This is a genomic window from Pectobacterium jejuense, from assembly GCF_026800125.1.
GTDB classification, from domain to species: domain Bacteria; phylum Pseudomonadota; class Gammaproteobacteria; order Enterobacterales; family Enterobacteriaceae; genus Pectobacterium; species Pectobacterium jejuense.
The window spans coordinates 387944-406144 of the sequence record NZ_JAPQKX010000002.1 but is presented as its reverse complement, the minus strand read 5'-3'; the positions used below and the strand labels follow the sequence as shown (position 1 = coordinate 406144).

16 protein-coding genes and 1 tRNA gene are annotated in these 18201 nt (G+C 52.5%); 2 read left to right on the top strand and 15 right to left on the bottom strand.

Annotated elements, in window-relative coordinates:
- Nucleotides 1-4: 4 nt before the first annotated feature.
- From NXT09_RS05285 to NXT09_RS05220, 14 genes are all read right to left on the bottom strand, one after another.
- Nucleotides 5-802, bottom strand: coding sequence for a hypothetical protein (locus tag NXT09_RS05285; protein WP_039503349.1), 798 nt, complete (start codon nt 800-802; stop codon nt 5-7).
- Between the two features lie 233 nt (nt 803-1035).
- Nucleotides 1036-2376 (bottom strand): DNA cytosine methyltransferase, encoded by a 1341-nt coding sequence (locus NXT09_RS05280; protein WP_441844281.1) that lies wholly within the window; start codon nt 2374-2376, stop codon nt 1036-1038.
- A 614-nt stretch (nt 2377-2990) separates the two neighbouring features.
- The gene (locus NXT09_RS05275; protein WP_039503344.1) at nt 2991-5003 is read right to left on the bottom strand and encodes a DNA topoisomerase III; all 2013 of its coding nucleotides are present in this window, start codon (nt 5001-5003) and stop codon (nt 2991-2993) included.
- A gap of 316 nt (nt 5004-5319) precedes the next feature.
- Nucleotides 5320-5721, bottom strand: coding sequence for a single-stranded DNA-binding protein (locus tag NXT09_RS05270; RefSeq protein ID WP_039503342.1), 402 nt, complete (start codon nt 5719-5721; stop codon nt 5320-5322).
- A 61-nt stretch (nt 5722-5782) separates the two neighbouring features.
- A complete protein-coding gene (locus NXT09_RS05265; protein ID WP_039503340.1) occupies nt 5783-6343 on the bottom strand; it encodes a DUF3158 family protein in 561 nt (186 codons plus the stop codon).
- Complete coding sequence (locus NXT09_RS05260) at nt 6340-7122, bottom strand: PFL_4669 family integrating conjugative element protein (protein WP_436971777.1); 783 nt, start codon at nt 7120-7122, stop codon at nt 6340-6342. Before NXT09_RS05260 ends, NXT09_RS05265 begins: the two co-directional genes overlap by 4 nt.
- 317 nt (nt 7123-7439) lie before the next feature.
- Nucleotides 7440-8654: an STY4528 family pathogenicity island replication protein gene (locus NXT09_RS05255; RefSeq protein ID WP_039498865.1), complete on the bottom strand. Its 1215-nt coding sequence runs from the start codon at nt 8652-8654 to the stop codon at nt 7440-7442.
- Nucleotides 8651-9214 (bottom strand): DUF2857 domain-containing protein, encoded by a 564-nt coding sequence (locus tag NXT09_RS05250; protein ID WP_039498864.1) that lies wholly within the window; start codon nt 9212-9214, stop codon nt 8651-8653. Before NXT09_RS05250 ends, NXT09_RS05255 begins: the two co-directional genes overlap by 4 nt.
- Nucleotides 9215-9225: 11 nt before the next feature.
- Nucleotides 9226-10950, bottom strand: coding sequence for a ParB family protein (locus tag NXT09_RS05245; protein WP_039503336.1), 1725 nt, complete (start codon nt 10948-10950; stop codon nt 9226-9228).
- A complete protein-coding gene (locus tag NXT09_RS05240; RefSeq protein WP_005966921.1) occupies nt 10943-11203 on the bottom strand; it encodes a type II toxin-antitoxin system HicA family toxin in 261 nt (86 codons plus the stop codon). Before NXT09_RS05240 ends, NXT09_RS05245 begins: the two co-directional genes overlap by 8 nt.
- Nucleotides 11204-11393: 190 nt before the next feature.
- Nucleotides 11394-11606, bottom strand: a complete 213-nt coding sequence (locus NXT09_RS05235; RefSeq protein ID WP_039498861.1) for an AlpA family transcriptional regulator — start codon at nt 11604-11606, stop codon at nt 11394-11396.
- Nucleotides 11607-12047: 441 nt separating this feature from the next.
- Nucleotides 12048-12986, bottom strand: a complete 939-nt coding sequence (locus tag NXT09_RS05230) for a LysR family transcriptional regulator (RefSeq protein WP_039498860.1) — start codon at nt 12984-12986, stop codon at nt 12048-12050.
- 375 nt (nt 12987-13361) lie between these two features.
- Nucleotides 13362-15206, bottom strand: coding sequence for a tyrosine-type recombinase/integrase (locus NXT09_RS05225; protein ID WP_052234616.1), 1845 nt, complete (start codon nt 15204-15206; stop codon nt 13362-13364).
- Nucleotides 15207-15433: 227 nt separating this feature from the next.
- Nucleotides 15434-15510, bottom strand: a tRNA-Val gene (locus tag NXT09_RS05220).
- Nucleotides 15511-15875: 365 nt separating this feature from the next.
- Between NXT09_RS05220 and NXT09_RS05215 the strand changes: the two genes are divergently transcribed.
- Nucleotides 15876-16190: a DMT family transporter gene (locus tag NXT09_RS05215; RefSeq protein ID WP_268579095.1), complete on the top strand. Its 315-nt coding sequence runs from the start codon at nt 15876-15878 to the stop codon at nt 16188-16190.
- Between the two features lie 398 nt (nt 16191-16588).
- Nucleotides 16589-17380 carry an HAD-IIB family hydrolase gene (locus NXT09_RS05210; RefSeq protein WP_109411220.1) on the top strand — a complete coding sequence of 264 codons (792 nt, stop codon included), beginning with the start codon at nt 16589-16591 and terminating at the stop codon, nt 17378-17380.
- Between the two features lie 47 nt (nt 17381-17427).
- On the opposite strand, the gene NXT09_RS05205 is transcribed toward NXT09_RS05210, so the two are convergent.
- Complete coding sequence (locus tag NXT09_RS05205) at nt 17428-18201, bottom strand: DeoR/GlpR family DNA-binding transcription regulator (protein WP_268579094.1); 774 nt, start codon at nt 18199-18201, stop codon at nt 17428-17430.

The following is an 18201-nucleotide window of genomic DNA, read 5'->3' as shown; positions in this document are numbered from 1 at the left end:
AGTGTCATGACTTGCACCGCAGCGGCTTTTGAATGGTGCGCACACGTATGCGACGCCAACTGCCATCGTCGATCAGCCTGAGCAGTACGTCTCCGAGGGTATCGAAGAACACACCGTCAACTCGTTCAACCAACTCTCCATCGTGGCTCAGCACTACGGCATAGAGGTCATCGGCGCGTTCGTATTGCACAGTGACGCGGCCATTGAATTTCGCCGTGTTGGTGTTGAAGCTGATAGCCGGTGGTGTAGCGATGATGTCCTTGGGCAGCGGATCGACCCAGGTGAAATCTCGCGCGCCCGCATCAACCAGCAGGTGCGTAATCCGACGAAAACCATCCGGTGCCGGCAGCTCCTCCAGTTGCCTTATCAGTTCCTGTAACTCCGTGCAGCGGGGTTGCGGGATCGGAAGCTTGGCGGGGGCGGAGCCGAGGACATACGTCTGGAGTTTGTAGGGCTTGCCATCAGCGGTGTATTCGGTGCGCTCTTCGGGAGTGTCTGCGCGAAGACCGTCGAAGCGATGCCGTGCGTAGGGTTCGACCTGCACCTTGGCTCCTTCGTCTGGATCTTCGGTCACGAGCGTCCGGTCAAGCACGGCGAACTCGATTCGACCCGTCTTGACGACAATGGCATCCTCCGTTCTGGCGATGATCTTTCCTTCAAAAGGCTTGGGATCAATGTGAACGCCCAGTGTCGAAACCTTGGGCTGGCCGTCAAAAATGTTGAACCTGAAACTGCGGGCATTGGAAGGAACGTGGTCACGCACCAATGACTGCATCTGATTGCGAATGGTTTGATGATCCATGGGAAAGTCTCCAAAAAAAGGAGCTCCCCAGCCACAAGGGAGGAAAGCCCCTATGGGTGGAATGAGAAAATAACGAAAGCCAACACACCGTCGGCGTGTCGCAGTCTTGATGGCCTTGACTGCCTGGGATGTTGCCAGCTACACCGGCGAACATGTATTCAGCATGACGTGGCAACGGTGCGTGTGTGTGGAACAACACGCATCAGGAAGTTCCCGTATTGGTTAGCGCGATGTCACCCAGGTGTCTGCAATGCCTGGAGCAGACGCTGACCCAGCCAGGCTACGCATGGTACGGCCATAGAATTGCCGATCGCTTTGTAGCGGGGGGTATCAGCAGCAGGTTTGCCGCCGCGATATGGCACCAGCGTCCAGCCATCCGGCATGCCCTGCAAGCGTTCGCATTCGACGGGCATTAGCCGCCTGACCCTCCATTGCTGCCAGTTTTCTCCATCATGCTCAAGCGGCGTGTAATGGAAGTGCGCGTCAGACGGGGTGACGCTGAACACGGTTGGCATGCCCTGACCGGGCTTTCCGCCGCTGGCGAGCAGCGTGCCAGCGATCTGGCCGTGACCCGATTCCAGGCGCAGTTCGCCACGCCCGTTCTGTGCAAAGGCGATGGCAGGCCAGGCCCTGGTCCGCAATGTCGGGGTGACGTCTTTTACGGCATCCGCGCCATAGTCCTGAGCTGTAAAGGCCATCATCGGGATACCTTTGTTGGCACCATCTTCCCTGTAGTCTTTGCCATGCGTTGCCGGGTTCAGTGTATGGCTGAGGGGGCCTGCCATCGACTGCACCAGGAAGTTCTCGGTGCAGATGTCATGTTTGGAACCGGCTGCCATCAGGCAGGCCGCCACGTTGACTGGCCCTGTACCGCCAGCGAAACTGAATGTCGTGACCACCTTGTCATAGGGGCTCAGTCCGGCATAATCGCTTGCTGTCGCAGGGCCTGCTCCAGCAGCGCGGGCAGCTTCTTGCCACGGCGAGCTGCTCGCATAAGAATGCCCGCGCACGCTGTCGCGCTCAAAAAGTACTTCGCAGGGATCGAGGTCGTCTCGACCACTTGCCACAAGAAACACACGCTTGCGGCGCTGGGCGACACCGAAGTGTTGGGCGTCGAGTACCCGCCACGCGAGGCGACGGCGGGGTCCAGACACGTGACCTGCGTGCGCCCATTTTTCCCCTGGCGGGTTGAGCGCATGGCTTTCTCCGGCCAGTGCGCCCAGCAGGCAGCCAAAGGCGTTGGAGCGGTCACTGAGCACGCCAGGGACGTTTTCCCAGACGATCGTGGTGGGGGACTGATGATTTTTGAGACGGATTTGGTCGATGACATTGGCAAGCTCCACGTAGCTGAGGGTTAAGGCACCACGAGGGTCGCTCAGTCCCCGTCGTGCGCCGGCAATGCTGAACGCCTGGCAAGGTGTCCCGCCAACCAGAATATCTGGGGCGATGACCTCGCCAGCGTGTACCTGGTTGGCGATGCGCGTCATGTCGCCGAGGTTGGGCACATGGGGGTAGCGGTGTGCGAGCACGGCACACGGGAAAGGGTCGATTTCCGAAAACCAGGCGGCTTTCATACCAAGTGGTTCCCAGGCGAGGCTGACTGCCTCGATGCCACTGCAGACGCTGCCGAATTGCAGTACATGGGGTGTAGGTTGCATGTTCATGGGGGCTCCTGTTTTTTGGTTCAGGGCCACAGGCCCAACCGTGTGTGTCGTAAATCAGGAGAAAAAGTGTCGGGGACCTGCTGGCCTCCGACTTGGTAGGAATAAACCACCTGTGGGCTGGTTCAGGATGTGGTCGTCGTCAAAACCATTCACTGTCGCAGCAATCGCACCCGGCCGTTATCGTGGTTGTGGCCGGAATCCTCTGGCATGTATCCACACACAAAGGGAGCCCAGTTTTTCGCCGTTGGGCGCGGCAACGAATACCGTCATCCCCGAAGGGTTTCCTGATGTCTGGCCTCTCAAACAAAGCATCAGGAAACCCTTCAAGGAAGGCGGAAGTACCGGAGAAGAGGGAAAGCGTCTGGTGCGATCCGTGGACGAGTTGCCCTCTGCCTCGCTGCCGGAGCATAGCGAAGTGCGCACTGTTTAGTAGAAGGCTTGGTGCGCGGGGATTTCCGCATGGGCGCGGGGGGGGAGCCATGTCATCACTGAAGATGTGGCATGGCTTTTGGGTTCAGGGCGGTTCAGGATGCCCGTGTGCTGCTGTTACGTTTGCGCGGCATAGCACGTTTGTGTTTGCCGTTGTCGATAGGCTGAGAACCTTTGCAGTCAGGATAGCGAGGGCAAGACCAGAATGGCCCGCTTTTGCCAGTACGCTGACGCATAGCGGTGCCGCATTCGGGGCATGCGGGTCCCTGTGGCACCTTGAGAGACAGAGATGCCCCTCGATACTGCTGCACCAATTGCGTGATCCAGGCTGACTGCTTGTCGATAAAGACATCGAGTGTGAGTTGACCGGCTTCGATCATGTCCAGCGCCTGTTCCCAGATAGCAGTCATGCCTGGGTCGGCAATGGCACCGGGAACGGCGTCGATGAGTGTAAAGGCCGCATCGGAGGCGCGTACTGAACGGCTTTTCTTCAGCAGGTAGCCACGGTCAAGTAACCCTTTGATGATATTGGCGCGAGTCGCCTCAGTACCGATACCCGTGGTGTCCTTCAGCTTTTGTTTGAGGCGCGGATCTGAGACCAGTTTGGCTACCCCCTTCATCGCCTTGACCAGTTCGCCCTGGGTATAAGGACGTGGCGGCGATGTCTTGAGTGCTTTACAGTCGATGCCAGTTATCTGGCAGGACAATCCTTCATGCAGCGCTGGCAGAACCTGGCTGCGTAGTGTGGTCTCGCCATCCTCATCTGGCCTGGGTTCAGTGAGCACCTGTCGCCACCCGATGACGACGATCTGCTTGCCGACCGCTTGCAGTGTTTCGCCCGTGCATGACAGGCGCGCGGTGGTATGGTCGAATTCATGTTGCGGCAGAAACTGCGCCAGATAGTGGGCACGGATCAGTTTATAGACTGCCTGCTCTTTGTCGCTCATCGCCGTGAGATTAGCGGGTTCGAGTGTGGGGATGATGCCGTGGTGCGCCGTGACTTTGCTGTCGTTCCAGGCACGCGATCGCTGATTGCGGTCTAGCTGGTCAACGATCGGCCTCAGGCCTGGATCGGTTTTGAGAAGACTGTCGAGTACCACCGGCACCTCGGCGAACATGCTTTCAGGCAGGTAGCCGGAATCTGAGCGCGGGTACGTCGTGGCTTTGTGAGTCTCGTACAGTGCCTGGGCGATTTCCAGGGTTTCCTGCACATCCAGGCCCAGTTGTTTGGAACAGATTTCCTGCAGAGTGCCCAGATCGAAGGGTAACGGTGGGCCTTCACGCAGGCGTTCAGTCTCGACAGACGTGACCTGTGCGCTGCCAGCAATACGTATGCGTTCGGCCGCTTGTCGGGCTATGGGCTCCTGCAGACAACGGCCCGCATCGTCTGTTGCTGTATCTGGTGCCAGCCAGCCTGCAGTGAAAGATTGACCTGCGCTTGATAGCACGGTCTCGACTGTCCAGAACGGCACTGAGACAAAGCGAGCGATCTCGCGGTCGCGATCGACAACCAGTTTCAGCGTTGGGGTTTGTACCCGGCCAACGGAGAGTACGCCGTCGTAACCGGCCTGTCGCCCCATGACGGTGAACAGGCGACTGAGGTTCATGCCGATCAGCCAGTCTGCGCGGGAACGGGCCAGAGCCGAGAAGTACATCGGCAGGGTTTCGCTTGATGGCCTGAGCGTTGCCAGTGCTTTGCGGATCGACGCGTCATTGAGTGCCGATAACCAGAGCCTCTGGATAGGGCCGCGATAACCGCACAGTTCGATGATCTCGCGTGCGATCAACTCGCCCTCCCGGTCAGCATCCGTCGCGATGACTAGCTCAGTGGCCTTGCTCAGAAGGTCTTTGACGACGTTGAATTGCGAAGCGGTCTTTGATTTGACTTCGACACGCCAGCGCTCAGGGATAATGGGCAACTGCTCGATAGACCAGCGTTTGTGCTGCTCGCCATAGGTTTCTGGGGGGGCGGCCTCAACGAGATGACCAATGCACCAGGTTACGGTGATACCTGAACCTGCGAGGCAGCCATTGCCTCTTTGGGTGGCCCCCAGTACACGTCCGATATCTTTGCCCTGAGAGGGCTTCTCGCACAGAAATAGCCTCATAGAATTCTCTCGGCACGTGGATCATGCTGTCGAGTATTCCCGGCTGGAGAGTTTAAAATGATAAAGAATGCGGATTGCGAGCCAACGTATTTGATTTTCGAGTTTGATGCCAATCATCGGTGAATGGCACACCATTCGCATCCAGGCTGAAGGTGTATCAAGAGTGCGCCTGCGGCGGCTTCGGTGTCGAGAAAGGTCTATATTGGGCACTGCTCGCCTACGCAGTCAACTTCTTGTGCTGGAGCGCGCGAAACGCAATAGATATCAGTGGAATAGGGGACGACCACTGTCTGGGGTCGTCCTGAAGTGCAATGTGTTACTCGGCCTGAGACACTGGATCTGCGGCCCCCGGCTTGGGGCTCAGGATGATAGCCTCGATCCGGTAAGGGAGGATACCAACACTGCGGGCATTGACTCGATAAGTTGTACGCGGATTGTTGTTCTCATCGGTCCAGTCATCTCGCTCTACACGTCCGCTGACCACGACTCGCATGCCTTTCTGGAACAACTCAACGAATTGTTCCGCGTCACGATGCCACCAGTCAACCGGCCGCCAGAAGCCGCCGCGATCTTCAAATGCACCGCTCTTGCCGGGGACGGGGTTGTCGAAGTAGACGTTCAGGCGCAGCACCCGACGTGGTTCTTCGTTACCGTTGGGATATTCGTGGAACTCTGGCGCAGAGCCGATATTTCCCTCGCCGCTGAAATGTGTACTCATATTGATAACTCCTGCTTGATGTGAAAGGCCCGCACTGGAAAGACAATGCAGGCGGAAACCGTCAACGGCGTTGTGCCGATGCCGGATATTTCATGCGGTCTTCACCTGGATGTGGCTGGCTCAGATCTGCCTGATGGCCTGTCCGGCGCAGATAAACTTCGTCGGCATGAACCAGTTTGCTGGCGCAGTCCCTGGCCTGACGTGTGAGTGTGTGCAACAGGCTAATCTGCATGTTCAGCACGGCTCGCTGGACTTCTATTGCATGTAAATCGCTGATGAGTCCGGGTGGCGTGGCCGGGTTGACCATCATCTCTTGCCACAGGGCCACGCCCATGCTGCTGCGGTCGAGGTTGCGCCAGCGCAGAAAAGTGGTGCCTGCGCCAGTGGTTTGCTGGGCCAGTTGCGTCGGTAGCAGGTTGAAGGGATGGCTGCGTGCCTGCGCCAGAACCTGCCGCTGCGCCAGCACGATCAGGTCGTCGCGCAGTGCCTCGCATTGGCTGGCCCAGACTTCGAGTGCCCCTTTACCTTTAAAAGGTTTTAAAAGGCCTTTTAGGTAACCTGCATGTTCCAACTGCTGGAAGGCGGTCTGTTCCAGCATGGTGAAACGTGTCGATGCGCTCATGCGTGGTCATCCTCGCTATTTTGTGCACCTTCGGTTGGGTTTTCACTGACGCTGGCTGGGGCATCCGCAGGCTCGTCCTCGTGTGAGGGTGTTTGATTCGTGGTGCCTGAGTGCGCCATATGCGTTTGTCCACGCCGGGTCAAAGGTGGTGCGAAGCGTGAACGGCGCGCGCCTTCGAGTACGTCCTGCGGCAGTTCTCCGAACTTTTCCACTGCGGCACGGGCTGCGGCATTGTTGGCGGCAAAATCGTCACGCTGGGTGCCGGAGTAGCGGTATTGCTGTGCCAGACTGAAGAGACTGCGCAGGGCATGGGCACCGTCGTTAAGCCAACGTTCGAGAGTTGATCGGTCGATCAATGCGGTGTGGTGGGCCAGGATCAGGCGGCGGGCAAGATCGTCGTAGTCTGCCAGTAAATAGACCGCCATAAAGCCCAGTTGCGAGGAGACGAACAGTGGCAGCTTGACGGGTTGCACATTCATGTTTTCCCCAAGGCTTAGCGCGGGCGGTACGTCTGCCAGTGCCTGATCCACTTGTTGGCGCAAGCTCTGGAGCTGTTCTTTGGTGAGCGCCAGCTTGTCTTCGATGCGCAACATCCACCAGTCAGAGTAGGGATCGTCCTGCTCGGCTCCGCGCTTGAGCTTGTTCATGATGGAGACAAATCCGTTCAAGCCGACGATGCCGGGTTTGCCTTCTGCGGCTGCGCGTCCGTGCCAGATACGCGATGCGTGGTGAGTGTGCAGGGTCAGTGACATCGCACTGCGCAATGACCCCAGGTTCAATTGCAAGGATTCAGTGGCATTGTTTTCGTTGGCCATGATGATGACTCTCCGTAGTGAAACGAATCGTCAGCTTCGGCTGCAATGGGAAGGCCGTCAGTCATGAAACCGCACTGCTGGTCAGCCTGTTTTGCGAAGCAACGGATGCCTCGTGCTGGAAGGGTGTGTGTACAGCTACACCCGGGGTATAGGCGACGGTGGACGTCAGTGGACGATGCATGGCTATTTCTGCATGAGTTGTGTGTATCTCGTCTGGAAGGCTATGTATGCAGCTATACCCAGGGTATAGACAACTATGGATGACTGTGGACATACCGAATTCAGGGGGCATCCAGCAATTTGCGCAGCCGTGCCAGATGGGCCAGTGCAACATCTCTGTTTGCCGCAGGCGGCTGCGGTGGAGGAGGCGCTTCACGTGGTTTGGTAGCAGGCGTTGGTTGTGTGTTGTCCTTCTGCCCAGCCCAGGCTCGGAAATCACCACGCAGGGCTTTCTGGATGATGCCAAACAGATAGCCCGCAGGATTTCGAATGCTGGTTGTCGTGCACCGTGCATCCCATTCGTCAAGGACGGATTGGTGCAAACTGGGTTCAACCGACTGTAATGCGGCCAGTGCACCGGATTGCTGCTCAGCCTTGAGTGCCATAAAACGCTCCGGGAAACTCAGCATTCCAAGTTCTTGCGCACGCGGTACTGTAAGTATTTTTTTATTATTTTCTTTTATATGTACTGTACTTATGCTCTTCGGATTCCGAAGTGGGTTGATTTTTCTGGCGCTCAGGCCTGATTTGGAATCCGAAGTCAGGCCGCTATCATTCCGAAGAGAGGGCGTTGTTCCTTCTTCGGAATCGTGATCGTTCATATCCTGTGGGTAACGTGAATCCATGCGCCAGCCCTGTGCGGCCAGACGCTGTGTCAGCACCTGCAATCGGGTTGGCAGTACCTGGCCGCTGAGCATCGAATCCTGGGACATCTCCTGTAACGTATACACACCGACACGCTGGACAGACTTGCTGGCATGGACCAGAGACTGGCTGACTAACGCCAGGTAGTCGGCGTCAAGCTGGATTGCCTCATAGGGAGTGAGTGGATCATCGTGCAGGACATAGAGGTTGCCTAGAATGCGGCCTGTGCGTGGGTCACGTCTGCGCCTGACTAGGCTGATCCATCGGGTCAGGCGCAGCATCGTCAGGGTGCGTGCGACTGTTTCGTGAGACGCTTTGGCCGCGCACGGCATGGAAGCGAGCCAGGGTGCGAGCTGATCGTACGTTGGCATCGCGGTGACACCATCTTCTGCGAGCATCAACCGGAAAACTTGCCAGCCGTTGCGTTCAAGCGGGGTGAGTCGCCCGTCCATCAGTAGTGCCCGTGGCACACTGTCGTGGTGGTTGCCGCTAAAGAGGAAACCATCCGTTGCCGCAGGCGATGAGGTGGATTGAACCGGCTTCGTGGATTGCGTTTGCAGACGGGAGAAAGCCTGGTCGAACAACTCATTCAGCCGGATGGGGCCGTTTGTGCGTGGCTGGTCACCAGTCATCTGGTCTGCCCTTCATCAATCCATACTCGTATGGCACTCCAGATAACGGACAGCGGCAGATCCGTGGCTTCGGCAAGCTCCGCTGCGATATCCAGCATATCCATATCGTCATTGAGTGCCACTTTTTGTGACTTGACTGCAGCAGACCAGCGGTGCCACAGATTGGTATCCTGTTCTTCGGTCAGAACCGGATAGCGACCTTTCCTTTTTGGCAATCCGATCACACTGCGGCGCAACGCGATTTCCTGATGGGTGAGTCCGAAGAACTTGCTGATAAGTTCGGTGCTGGCACCCAGGCGCAGTAGCCTGTCGATTTTGACGATCTCTTCGGTTACACCATCGACCTGATGCAGAAGTCGACGCAGCACATCTCGATTGACCACGACGGAGCACCAGGACACGTTAGCGTTGGCCAGTACGCTTGCCATGGCAGGATGTTTCAGTGCGTCAAGGTCTGTGTCATCGAATCCCATGGACTTGGCTCTGCGCAATTGGCCATTGCGCAGATCATGCAGTGCCTGTGCGATGACAGCCTGATTGAGAGGGTGTGGACCGGTCATGGCTGTGCTCCTCATGATCCGGGAATGACGTCGCCGTCATCCTGTGTGCCGTTCTCAATGTCGATCAGCCTGCGGGTCAGCCGTAGCAATCGGAACAGCTTCACCAGTGCGCTGTCATTGAGCCGCTGTGGTGCATCGTTGGCGTCATTGCTCGCGTCCAGTATCCCCTGCAACAAATGCCCGAGTAGCCCAAACCGGATCGAAGACGCGGTATCTGAAAACGGATGTGTGGCGGGCAGATAGGGGGCGCTCAGAGCGTGCAGCAGCGCCAGCACCATGGATGCTGACGTATCTGTGTTGACACGGTCATCGGCGCATTTGCAACTGAATCCGATGCCATTTTCGTATGGCTCAATAGCATCTTGCGCACCGACTTCATGGGCGATTTCTGCGGCAAACTGCGCAATATGGGTGCGTAGTCGAGAAGGTTCATCCAGTGATGCCTCAATGTGCCAGATATCGGTGATCGGATACAGGCTATCGGCCTGGATAGGGATGGATTGCAAGACATTGCGTTCGAAGTCCGGCAGGGTCTCGCCAGTATGGCCGGCGACCAGCCGCTGAATCGACTGCAGCCGTTCGGTTGTGCCCGCGGGAGAAACAACATGCTGTTGCAGTAGCGTGGCATGCTCGTCGTTTCCTGTCGCAGATTTGTCTTGTGAGGTGCGGCCAACAGGTTCAGACGGGGGCGATGCCGGTTGTGCAGACGCCTTGCTGGTCGTTGATGGCTCGATGTTCCTGGGCGACATAGATTCCGATGTAACGCCGGGCGGCGTTGCGGGTAATGGCGTTTTCTCTTGCAGCGTCGATGCCCCAGGCTCAGCCGATGGTGCTTCATTGCTGAGTAACTGCCAACGCCGATCGGTGTCGGTGATCTCGAATGCCAGCGTGTCGTATTCCATCTCTAGCAGATCGGCCATTTGTCCAATCAACTCATCCTGTACGCGCTGGACACTGAAATTGCCCGGTGTGCTGTCGAACATCACCAACACATCCTGAAACAAGGTGGTGAAGTCGATGTGGTGGTGTGTGTTGGTGCTGCGAGCGGACCAGGCCCGTTCAGCAGCACGCCGCAGGCTGGTCAACTGCTCTACCTGATGCCTTCCCAGCCCGGCATAAAGCACAGTAGGGATGGCCGGAAGCAAGTATTGAATGGCCTCTTGCATGCGACTGATATGGGGCTGGGGGACAGGGTAGCCATCGGCCTTGAGTCGGCGGGCCAGCTCTGACTGTGACAGTGATTTCCCGGTCTCTTCTTCATAAAGCTCCCGTGCTTTATTGACGCCCAGGGCACGTTCAATAAATGACAGGCCACCGTGCAGCTCGTTCTCAGCCAGATGCCCCGTTAATGCGATGATTTCACCGCGTTCCGGCCATGGGCGGAACAGGCATGGAATGCGGAAAAAGCGTTCATCCCTGGTCTCAGTCCAGAGTTCGCGTAGGATCGAGAGTCTGGTATTGCCTCCGTTGCGAATGATATAGCCCTTTGCCCCTGGGCGCTGAGTGATGGAGGGCGGTGAGTCGAGTCCGCGCTCGCGTATTGAGGCTTTGATCTCGTCGTAGAGCGGGTTGCGCGTTAGTCGTGGATCAAGCTCATATGGTGATAGCTCATCGAGCGTGATAACCATTGCAGTTTCTGCAACAGGTGCGCTCAACACCTCTGCAATGGGTGCTTTGCTCGTGAAGCCTTCGCTCAGAAGTTTGCCGGCAAGGTCTTGTACGGAAATATCAGGCATGGTGGCCTCCCTTGTCAGGAGAGGATTCATCAGTAGCAAACTGGTGTTGTGTTCGACGTAGTAAGGCGCGCGCATTACGCCCAGCACGATAGTCGCTAGCTGTCGAACTGGTGAAGATCGGTGGCATACCGGGCTTGGTGAACTTCAAATGCCCACCAGAGGTACGCACAACCTCCCAGCCTTCTTGCAGTGCGTATTCGATCAGCGGCAGTAGTTGCTTGTGGCCCCGAGCTAATTCATGGAGGTGAGACATGATAGGCCCCTCCATGGTTTTTTCCGGTAATGTAGTAGAATTCGGGATGCCATAAATTACTGCTCATCATCCAGATGATTCTAAATGTAGGTAGTGCGACAGCTAAACCGGTACAGTGGACGGTGGCTTTGCTGATACCACCTTTTGTTGATATTTGCATGAGTTGCTCCTTATCGTATGACTAGAGCAGTCAGATGCGTTCTTTGAGACGGTCAGTGATCCACCGATCAATTTCGACCGAATCCCAGCCTACTGCTCGTACACCGAGGCGTATTGGCTTAGGAAAGCGACCTTCTTTCATTAGGTTATAGATATGGGCGCGTTTGAACCCGGTTTTAGCCTCAACTTCGGGGCGACGCAAAATACGGCGCTCTGGTAGTGGTGTCGTGTTCTCAGCGTTCATTACTGTCACTCCTTGGTGTTTGGTAGCGTTCATGAGGTGTGATGACTATTAAAAAGACCTCATCATTCCGTTTCATCAAACAATAGGGATGTGCTGGTTACGGTTTTTTAGCTGACTGAAAGACAGAGACTACTGGGTATATTCGTCAGCGCTTATCCGGCTCTTCGTCCGGCAATGTTTATGAAGAATAAATGGCGGTACAGTGTTTCTGTTGTCGGTGTTTTTACGCATGAAATAGAACCCAGTTCAATGGGCCCTGTTGTGTCGTTCACCAGACTGAAAATGTCAGGCTCAAGTAAATTATATGATTGCTTATTATTCGCTTGATTGGTTGATATTGAATGGAGAGCATCAGAAAATTGAGGGGGTAATGGAGGTAACAGACACTAACTGTGCCTGTCATGCGGCAGACAAATAAAGTAAGACATCAACTGGTGCAACTTACCCATCTGAATGTAGTTCTGTAGGGACTGTCGACATGTGAGCAGACTGCAATTCGCCAATTTCAAGCGCACGGTTGATAAAGCGTTCTAGCTCTGGTGAATAATATTTTTCCGTCGTGATGATGTTGGTCGATGAATCTGGGATATCGTAAGAGGTTGCCCGTATAATTACATTCGGATGGTTATATAATGAGAGTTGTGACTCAAGACCTATGCCGATACCGTATCCTGCAGCTACCAGCATGAGCATCGGTTCGTGGCCGGAAATGTACTCAGCAATATTAGGCTGTGGTAAGGAGGCGTCGTTAAACCATCCTCGGATAACGTTATATCCTCCAGCGCATCGTTCTGGATGGCAGAGGACTAGAGGATAGCGAAATGCTTCGGCGACAGAAATAAACTCTAGAGAAAGGAGGGGATGATTACGTGGAATGGCGACAGCAGGACGTTCACTCCAGACTGGTTGTTTGGTGTAGCCAGAGAGGCTGATATCGTCAATAGTGAACCCAGCATCTATTTGGTCGTGAGCCAGAGCCTGAAGCATTTCGTTGACGGACATCTCGGTGATACGTATTTCTGTACGTGGTTCTTCTTCTCGGCATCGGGCAAGTAATTGTGTCAGTCGGGGTTGAGCCAGGCTGTCGCATAGGCCTATACGGAGCCTGCCTCTGTAACCTTTCGCTGCAGCATGTACACGTGTTTTGGCGTTTTCGATAAAATTAACAATACGCTGAGCTTCCTCGCGGAATACCTCCCCAGGCCATGTCAGCCGAATACGGCCTTTGTTACGGTGCAGCAATTGAACGCCAAGCTGTTGTTCCAGTTCCTTAATCGCACGGGATAGTGGTGATGGTTCTATATGGACTCTGGCGGCGGCTCTTGCGAAGCTTTGTTCTTCTGCAACAACCAAAAAATAATGTAAGTGACGGATCCTCATGTTTTATTGCTCCTTTTTACAAGTAACTTTGGGTTTCTGAAACAACAGAAGGACTAACTTGTTTTGGTTATCTGATGTTAATGATCCATTCCCTGTTCTGTGATGGTTTCACTGATGCAACTCAATGAGATTTCAGGTGAATATTACGCGAAGGAAAAAGTAAAGATACCGTCAATTATAGGGGGTGTGATGTTGATCTTTTTTCTAATAAATTTCCTGCGGAACTGCTGATGTTAATTTCAATAGTGCGAGTGCCGTGCAATATAGATTTATGATAAATCACGCTGATGAATTTCTTCAGAAATATTAAAATCCGCATGCCATTGCGGGTTTTAATGAAATGTTTAACTCAGTTAATTCTATGATACATCACCTCTAAAAGAGGTGAGTGCTTGTAACTTTATTAATTATTGTAACTATCATGTCTAGATTTTTGGAATTAACTACATCAATAGGAGATTGGTTATCTAATATTTTATTTCTATTAGATAAAGCTTGATAAACTGTCCATGAGTCTGCTTTATCTGATGATTTAAGTACCGCCTGAATCAATTTTTTCTTTATAGGATCGAGTTGCCAATCTGGAATTCGTTGCCCACGATTGCCGATGTTTATTGTTAGTAATTTATTCGCTTTTATCTCCCGGTTAATTTGGTCTCGAGATTTACCAGCCAGTTTAGCAAATTGGGATACTGATAGATTATGCGGTTCTTCATATATGTTAAGCATGTCTATGCGTTTTTTTTGTATTTCTGTGATGATTTTTTCGGATGCGTCTTTCCCACTATATTTTGGTGGTAGAGGTGAAAGTCGTTGGAATTTTTGGTCGTTGTTATTTTCATCATTTGTTGCAACTATAGAAGTCGAAGTGGCTGCTGGAGGAGTTGTTGTTACTGGTGGTATAGGTAAATTACTATCTGTATCCAACATTGTGGGAATTCCAGCGATATAGATAGTCAAATGCTTCATTGCTGATTCAACAAATCCTTGCTCTAATAAATCGAGCCTGTCAGCCCAATCTTGTATCATACGTCTACGTGGCTCTACATAGCTAGCATGGTTATATGCAGAGCTAACTTTATTTGGATCAGCGTGAGAAAGTTGCGCATCTACCCAAACTTTAGGGTAACCAATTTCGTTCAGTGCTGTTGAAATTGTGCCACGTATACCATGGCCTGTGAGTTTATCTTTATATCCCATACGTTTCAGAGCATTATTGAGAGTGTTTTCACTTATACGCTCTTGTAAGTTATAGTAATGTGGCAATAAATAGTGCTGGGCTGGTTTAACTTTATCTATCAAGTACCTGATTATTTCAATTGCCTGTGCAGATAAAGGAACAATATAAGGAGGGATATCCTGTGGCCGTTTTCTATTTTTTCGCATGCTTTTTTGTAGTTGCTTCACCTCTTCGGGAGGAATAAGCCAAAGACCACGCTCTAAATCGAACTGTTCTGGTGTAGCGAGACGTAATTCGCCAGTGCGAACCCCGGTAAGAAAAAGTAAGCGAATACCAAGTTGTGTAGTTTCATTACCTGAGTATTTACGCAATTTACTTAAAAATGACGGTAACTCTGACATGTGTAAGAATGGATTGTGAATTTCTGGCGGTTTTGGTAGCGCAACTTCTTTCAGATCCATAGCAGGGTTAACATCAAGACCATCTATTTTTACCACAGCATAGCGAAATAATTGCCCAAGCCAACTGCGCGCTTTTTCTGCTGTTGTAAATGCTCTTCGCTGTTCAATCTTGGATAAGATTTTTAATAAATCTATACGACGGATGTCATAAATAGGCATCTTGCCAATTTGGGGTAAGATGTCATTATTAAATGTGCGCTGAATTTGGGAAAGGGTTCCTTTTTTATCCTCTTTGAGTTCTAAAGATCTATATTCAGCCCATTTTTTGAACACGGATTCAAAATCATTTTCGACAGCTAGCTGGATAGCATAGCGTTTTTGCTTACGAGCTGCCTGAGGGTTTATTCCCGCATCTAACAAAGCTTTCGTTTCATCTCGCAGATTTCTAGCTTCTTGCAGTGACACTTTGGGGTAGGTGCCAAGAGATAGGCGTTTTTGTTTACCTAGCCAGTAATAGCGGAAATGCCACGATTTCCCACCGTTTGGTGAGACGGAAAGAGAAAGGCCATTATCATCTGGGATTGTATAGGCTTTGCCAATTGCTTTTGCATGGCGAACAGCTATAGCAGAAAGTACCATGATCGTCGCTCCTGATTAGCATCAGAGCTGGATTTTGGTTCTCGGCAGTGTTGTTTAACAGTAACAATCTGGAAGTGAGATTACCCGTATTCAAATGGACTTAAAAATGTACTTAAAACCATTGGATATGAGTAGATTTCGATAGATTTTACTGGAACAAGAGAAGATAAAAATTTTCTTCTTTTCAAGATGTTATAGACATTAGCATACGTCTATAGAACATGAATTGGTACGACCGAGTGGACTCGAACCACCGACCCCCACCATGTCAAGGTGGTGCTCTAACCAACTGAGCTACGGTCGTACAGTAGATAACATCTTAATCAGTAACGTTTTGATTAGAATGCTTTTCTTCATTCCAGCGTTTGGAATGGGCGCTATTATGGACGGCTCCGACGTCGGTGGCAAGCGCTTTGTTTATCATCCTCTTTCAAGTGTTGAATGTTTAGCCGAATTCGTCGGATAAAGCCGTTGCTGACGCAACGTTAAAGATTTCTCCCGGAAGTTTTTTAGGCGATTTCGCCGCTTGGTAGATCGTTTGCGCAAAGACTTTACTCCCTGATAGCGCAACGCTATTGTATCGCGGCATAGCATCCTGACAGGGGACGACCCCTGACGCGAAAAGGATTCACGGGACGACCCCTATTCGATGTTTAAGGAGAACAGGGTATGGCCTGGTTTCTATTAGCGCTTGCCGGTTTGTTTGAAATTGTCTGGTCTTACAGCATGAAGCTGTCTGATGGCTTCACGAAAGTAGGCGCATCGGTTGTCACGATTGTCGCCATGATTATCAGCTTTGCGCTGTTATCCATGGCGATGAAATCTCTTCCTCTGGGCACGGCTTACACCATCTGGACGGGAATTGGTGCGGTAGGGGCGTTCGTGGTGGGATTGGTCTTCCTCAATGAACCTGCCAGTGCGATGAGGATTATTGCTGCGCTGTTGATCGTCAGCGGCCTGATTCTGATGAAGCTGTCCTCATAGCATCTACTTTCTGAGTAACACATTTCGTCTGAACGTCAGGTTTATCTTTATATGAACATCTGGCGTGTGGCAGGGCCATTTTCATGCGGTTCTGCCACTTTTTTCACTCCCCTCTTATGCTCACTATTGATTGGTTTTGCTTCTTGTTGCTTGTTATCAATAAGTGCTATGCTGATTCCTGCGTAATATCTCAATGAATTTGGCGTAAAGTGATTGTAATTGCGCGCTGCATGCTCTTTTTAGTGTGTTTATTGCTTTTTCGAGCTAAATCGAGCATTGGCGATTAATCATCACATCAGTCATCTAACACACCGCACAAAATCGATATCTCTTGGTTCAGGCAGGTTACGGCCTGACTCGCGGCTATCTGTGTACGTACAATCTGCAAGGGGAGTGGAATGATCAAGTTGGTAATTACCGATCTGGACGGCACGTTTCTTCACAGCGATGGCGATTACAACAGAGCCTTGTTTGCCGATGTTTATGCATTAATGAAAGAGAAGGACGTGCGCTTTGCTGTCTGCACAGGCAAGCAGTGCGAGCGGGTCGAAGCGCTTTTTGGCGATGATGCGAAAGACATCTGGATTCTGGGAGACAGCGCGACGCGTATCAAGTATCAGGGAGAATACGTTTACCAGTCACTCATCAAAAACCGCCTTGCCTTGAGCCTGATTGGCGTGCTGGAAAGCGTAGACGATCGGCACGTCGTCATCGGTTGTACCCCGCACGGTGCGATGGTGAAGGAAACGATCGATCCTGCTTTACTGGAAAAGGTGAAAAAGTCGTACACCAATGTGACGTTGATCTCCAGCTTTGCTGCCGTAACCGATGACTTTGTGAAAATCACGGTTTATGACCCAGAAGGGCACTGCCATGAGACGGCGAAGTACCTTGATGCGTTTCACGATCATGTCTATATCGTGGTCTCTGAAGCGGCCTGGATCGACATTGCTGATGTCGGCGTACACAAAGGGCACACCGTAGACATCCTTCAGGAGAAATTGGCGATTACGCCAGAGGAAACGATGGTGTTTGGCGACGGCTACAATGATATTGAGCTAATGAGCCGCGGGGCTTACAGCTTTGCGATGCGCAATGCGTTTGAGGAAACCAAAGCTGCGGCGAATTTTATAGCCCGTAGCAATGACGACGACGGGGTACTGAAAACGATAAAACTGCTGCTTTCATGAAGTGAACTGCATGAAGTGAGCCGGCTGCTGCTGGGGCTACCGTCGCATTATCGGGCAATAATCAGCTCCAGATTTTTTTCGCTTAATGCGCTCTGGCAGGCAGGTGAGATTTCATCATCGGTCACCAGCGTGGTGATTTCATCACATGTCGCCACACGATAGCGCGTGAGGGCGGTGATCTTATTGGCGGTCAGAGCCACGATCACTTCGCTGCTGCGGGTCACCAGACACTTTTTGAATTCGGCATCGTCATATTCAAAAACGGTCAGGCCTTCATTGGCATCAAAGGCACAGCCTCCTAGCAGGCATTGATCGAAATACATCTTCTCTAGCTGCCTGAGCGTATCGATACCAATCGCGCCGCCGACCTCTTTTTGGATCCTTCCGCCAAGAAAAATCACTTCCACATCCGGATACTGCATCAGCTCTGCCGCGATAATGGGCGAATTACACACGGCGGTAAACTTCAGCCCTGCCGGGATCTGTTTCGCCACAGCCAGATTGGTGGTACCGGTGTCAAAGAATACGCAGCTGTTGGGCTTTATCAGCGGGATGACGGCCTGAGCGATACGATCTTTCTGGGCGGCATCGATGGTGGCTCGGCTGGCAAAATCAATCACCTCTGGCGGCATACTGACCGCACCGCCGTAGACGCGTTTGCAGGCACCGGATTGCGCCAGTTCTTTCAGGTCACGCCGTATGGTGTGCTCGGAGACGTTCAATTCACGTGAGAGCTGGGCGCAGACAACTTTGCCTTCCTCGCTGAGGATCTGCCTGATTTTGGATTGCCGTTGCTCGGGAAAGTCGGTGTAATCGAACAT

Bases quoted from the DNA above. Each gene is read 5' to 3' on its own strand.
- NXT09_RS05285 (WP_039503349.1), bottom strand. From the start codon at position 802: ATGGATCATCAAACCATTCGCAATCAGATGCAGTCATTGGTGCGTGAC.
- NXT09_RS05280 (WP_441844281.1), bottom strand. From the start codon at position 2,376: ATGAAAGCCGCCTGGTTTTCGGAAATCGACCCTTTCCCGTGTGCCGTG.
- NXT09_RS05275 (WP_039503344.1), bottom strand. From the start codon at position 5,003: ATGAGGCTATTTCTGTGCGAGAAGCCCTCTCAGGGCAAAGATATCGGA.
- NXT09_RS05270 (WP_039503342.1), bottom strand. From the start codon at position 5,721: ATGAGTACACATTTCAGCGGCGAGGGAAATATCGGCTCTGCGCCAGAG.
- NXT09_RS05265 (WP_039503340.1), bottom strand. From the start codon at position 6,343: ATGAGCGCATCGACACGTTTCACCATGCTGGAACAGACCGCCTTCCAG.
- NXT09_RS05255 (WP_039498865.1), bottom strand. From the start codon at position 8,654: ATGACTGGTGACCAGCCACGCACAAACGGCCCCATCCGGCTGAATGAG.
- NXT09_RS05250 (WP_039498864.1), bottom strand. From the start codon at position 9,214: ATGACCGGTCCACACCCTCTCAATCAGGCTGTCATCGCACAGGCACTG.
- NXT09_RS05245 (WP_039503336.1), bottom strand. From the start codon at position 10,950: ATGCCTGATATTTCCGTACAAGACCTTGCCGGCAAACTTCTGAGCGAA.
- NXT09_RS05240 (WP_005966921.1), bottom strand. From the start codon at position 11,203: ATGTCTCACCTCCATGAATTAGCTCGGGGCCACAAGCAACTACTGCCG.
- NXT09_RS05235 (WP_039498861.1), bottom strand. From the start codon at position 11,606: ATGAACGCTGAGAACACGACACCACTACCAGAGCGCCGTATTTTGCGT.
- NXT09_RS05230 (WP_039498860.1), bottom strand. From the start codon at position 12,986: ATGAGGATCCGTCACTTACATTATTTTTTGGTTGTTGCAGAAGAACAA.
- NXT09_RS05225 (WP_052234616.1), bottom strand. From the start codon at position 15,206: ATGGTACTTTCTGCTATAGCTGTTCGCCATGCAAAAGCAATTGGCAAA.
- NXT09_RS05215 (WP_268579095.1), top strand. From the start codon at position 15,876: ATGGCCTGGTTTCTATTAGCGCTTGCCGGTTTGTTTGAAATTGTCTGG.
- NXT09_RS05210 (WP_109411220.1), top strand. From the start codon at position 16,589: ATGATCAAGTTGGTAATTACCGATCTGGACGGCACGTTTCTTCACAGC.
- NXT09_RS05205 (WP_268579094.1), bottom strand. From the start codon at position 18,201: ATGTTCGATTACACCGACTTTCCCGAGCAACGGCAATCCAAAATCAGG.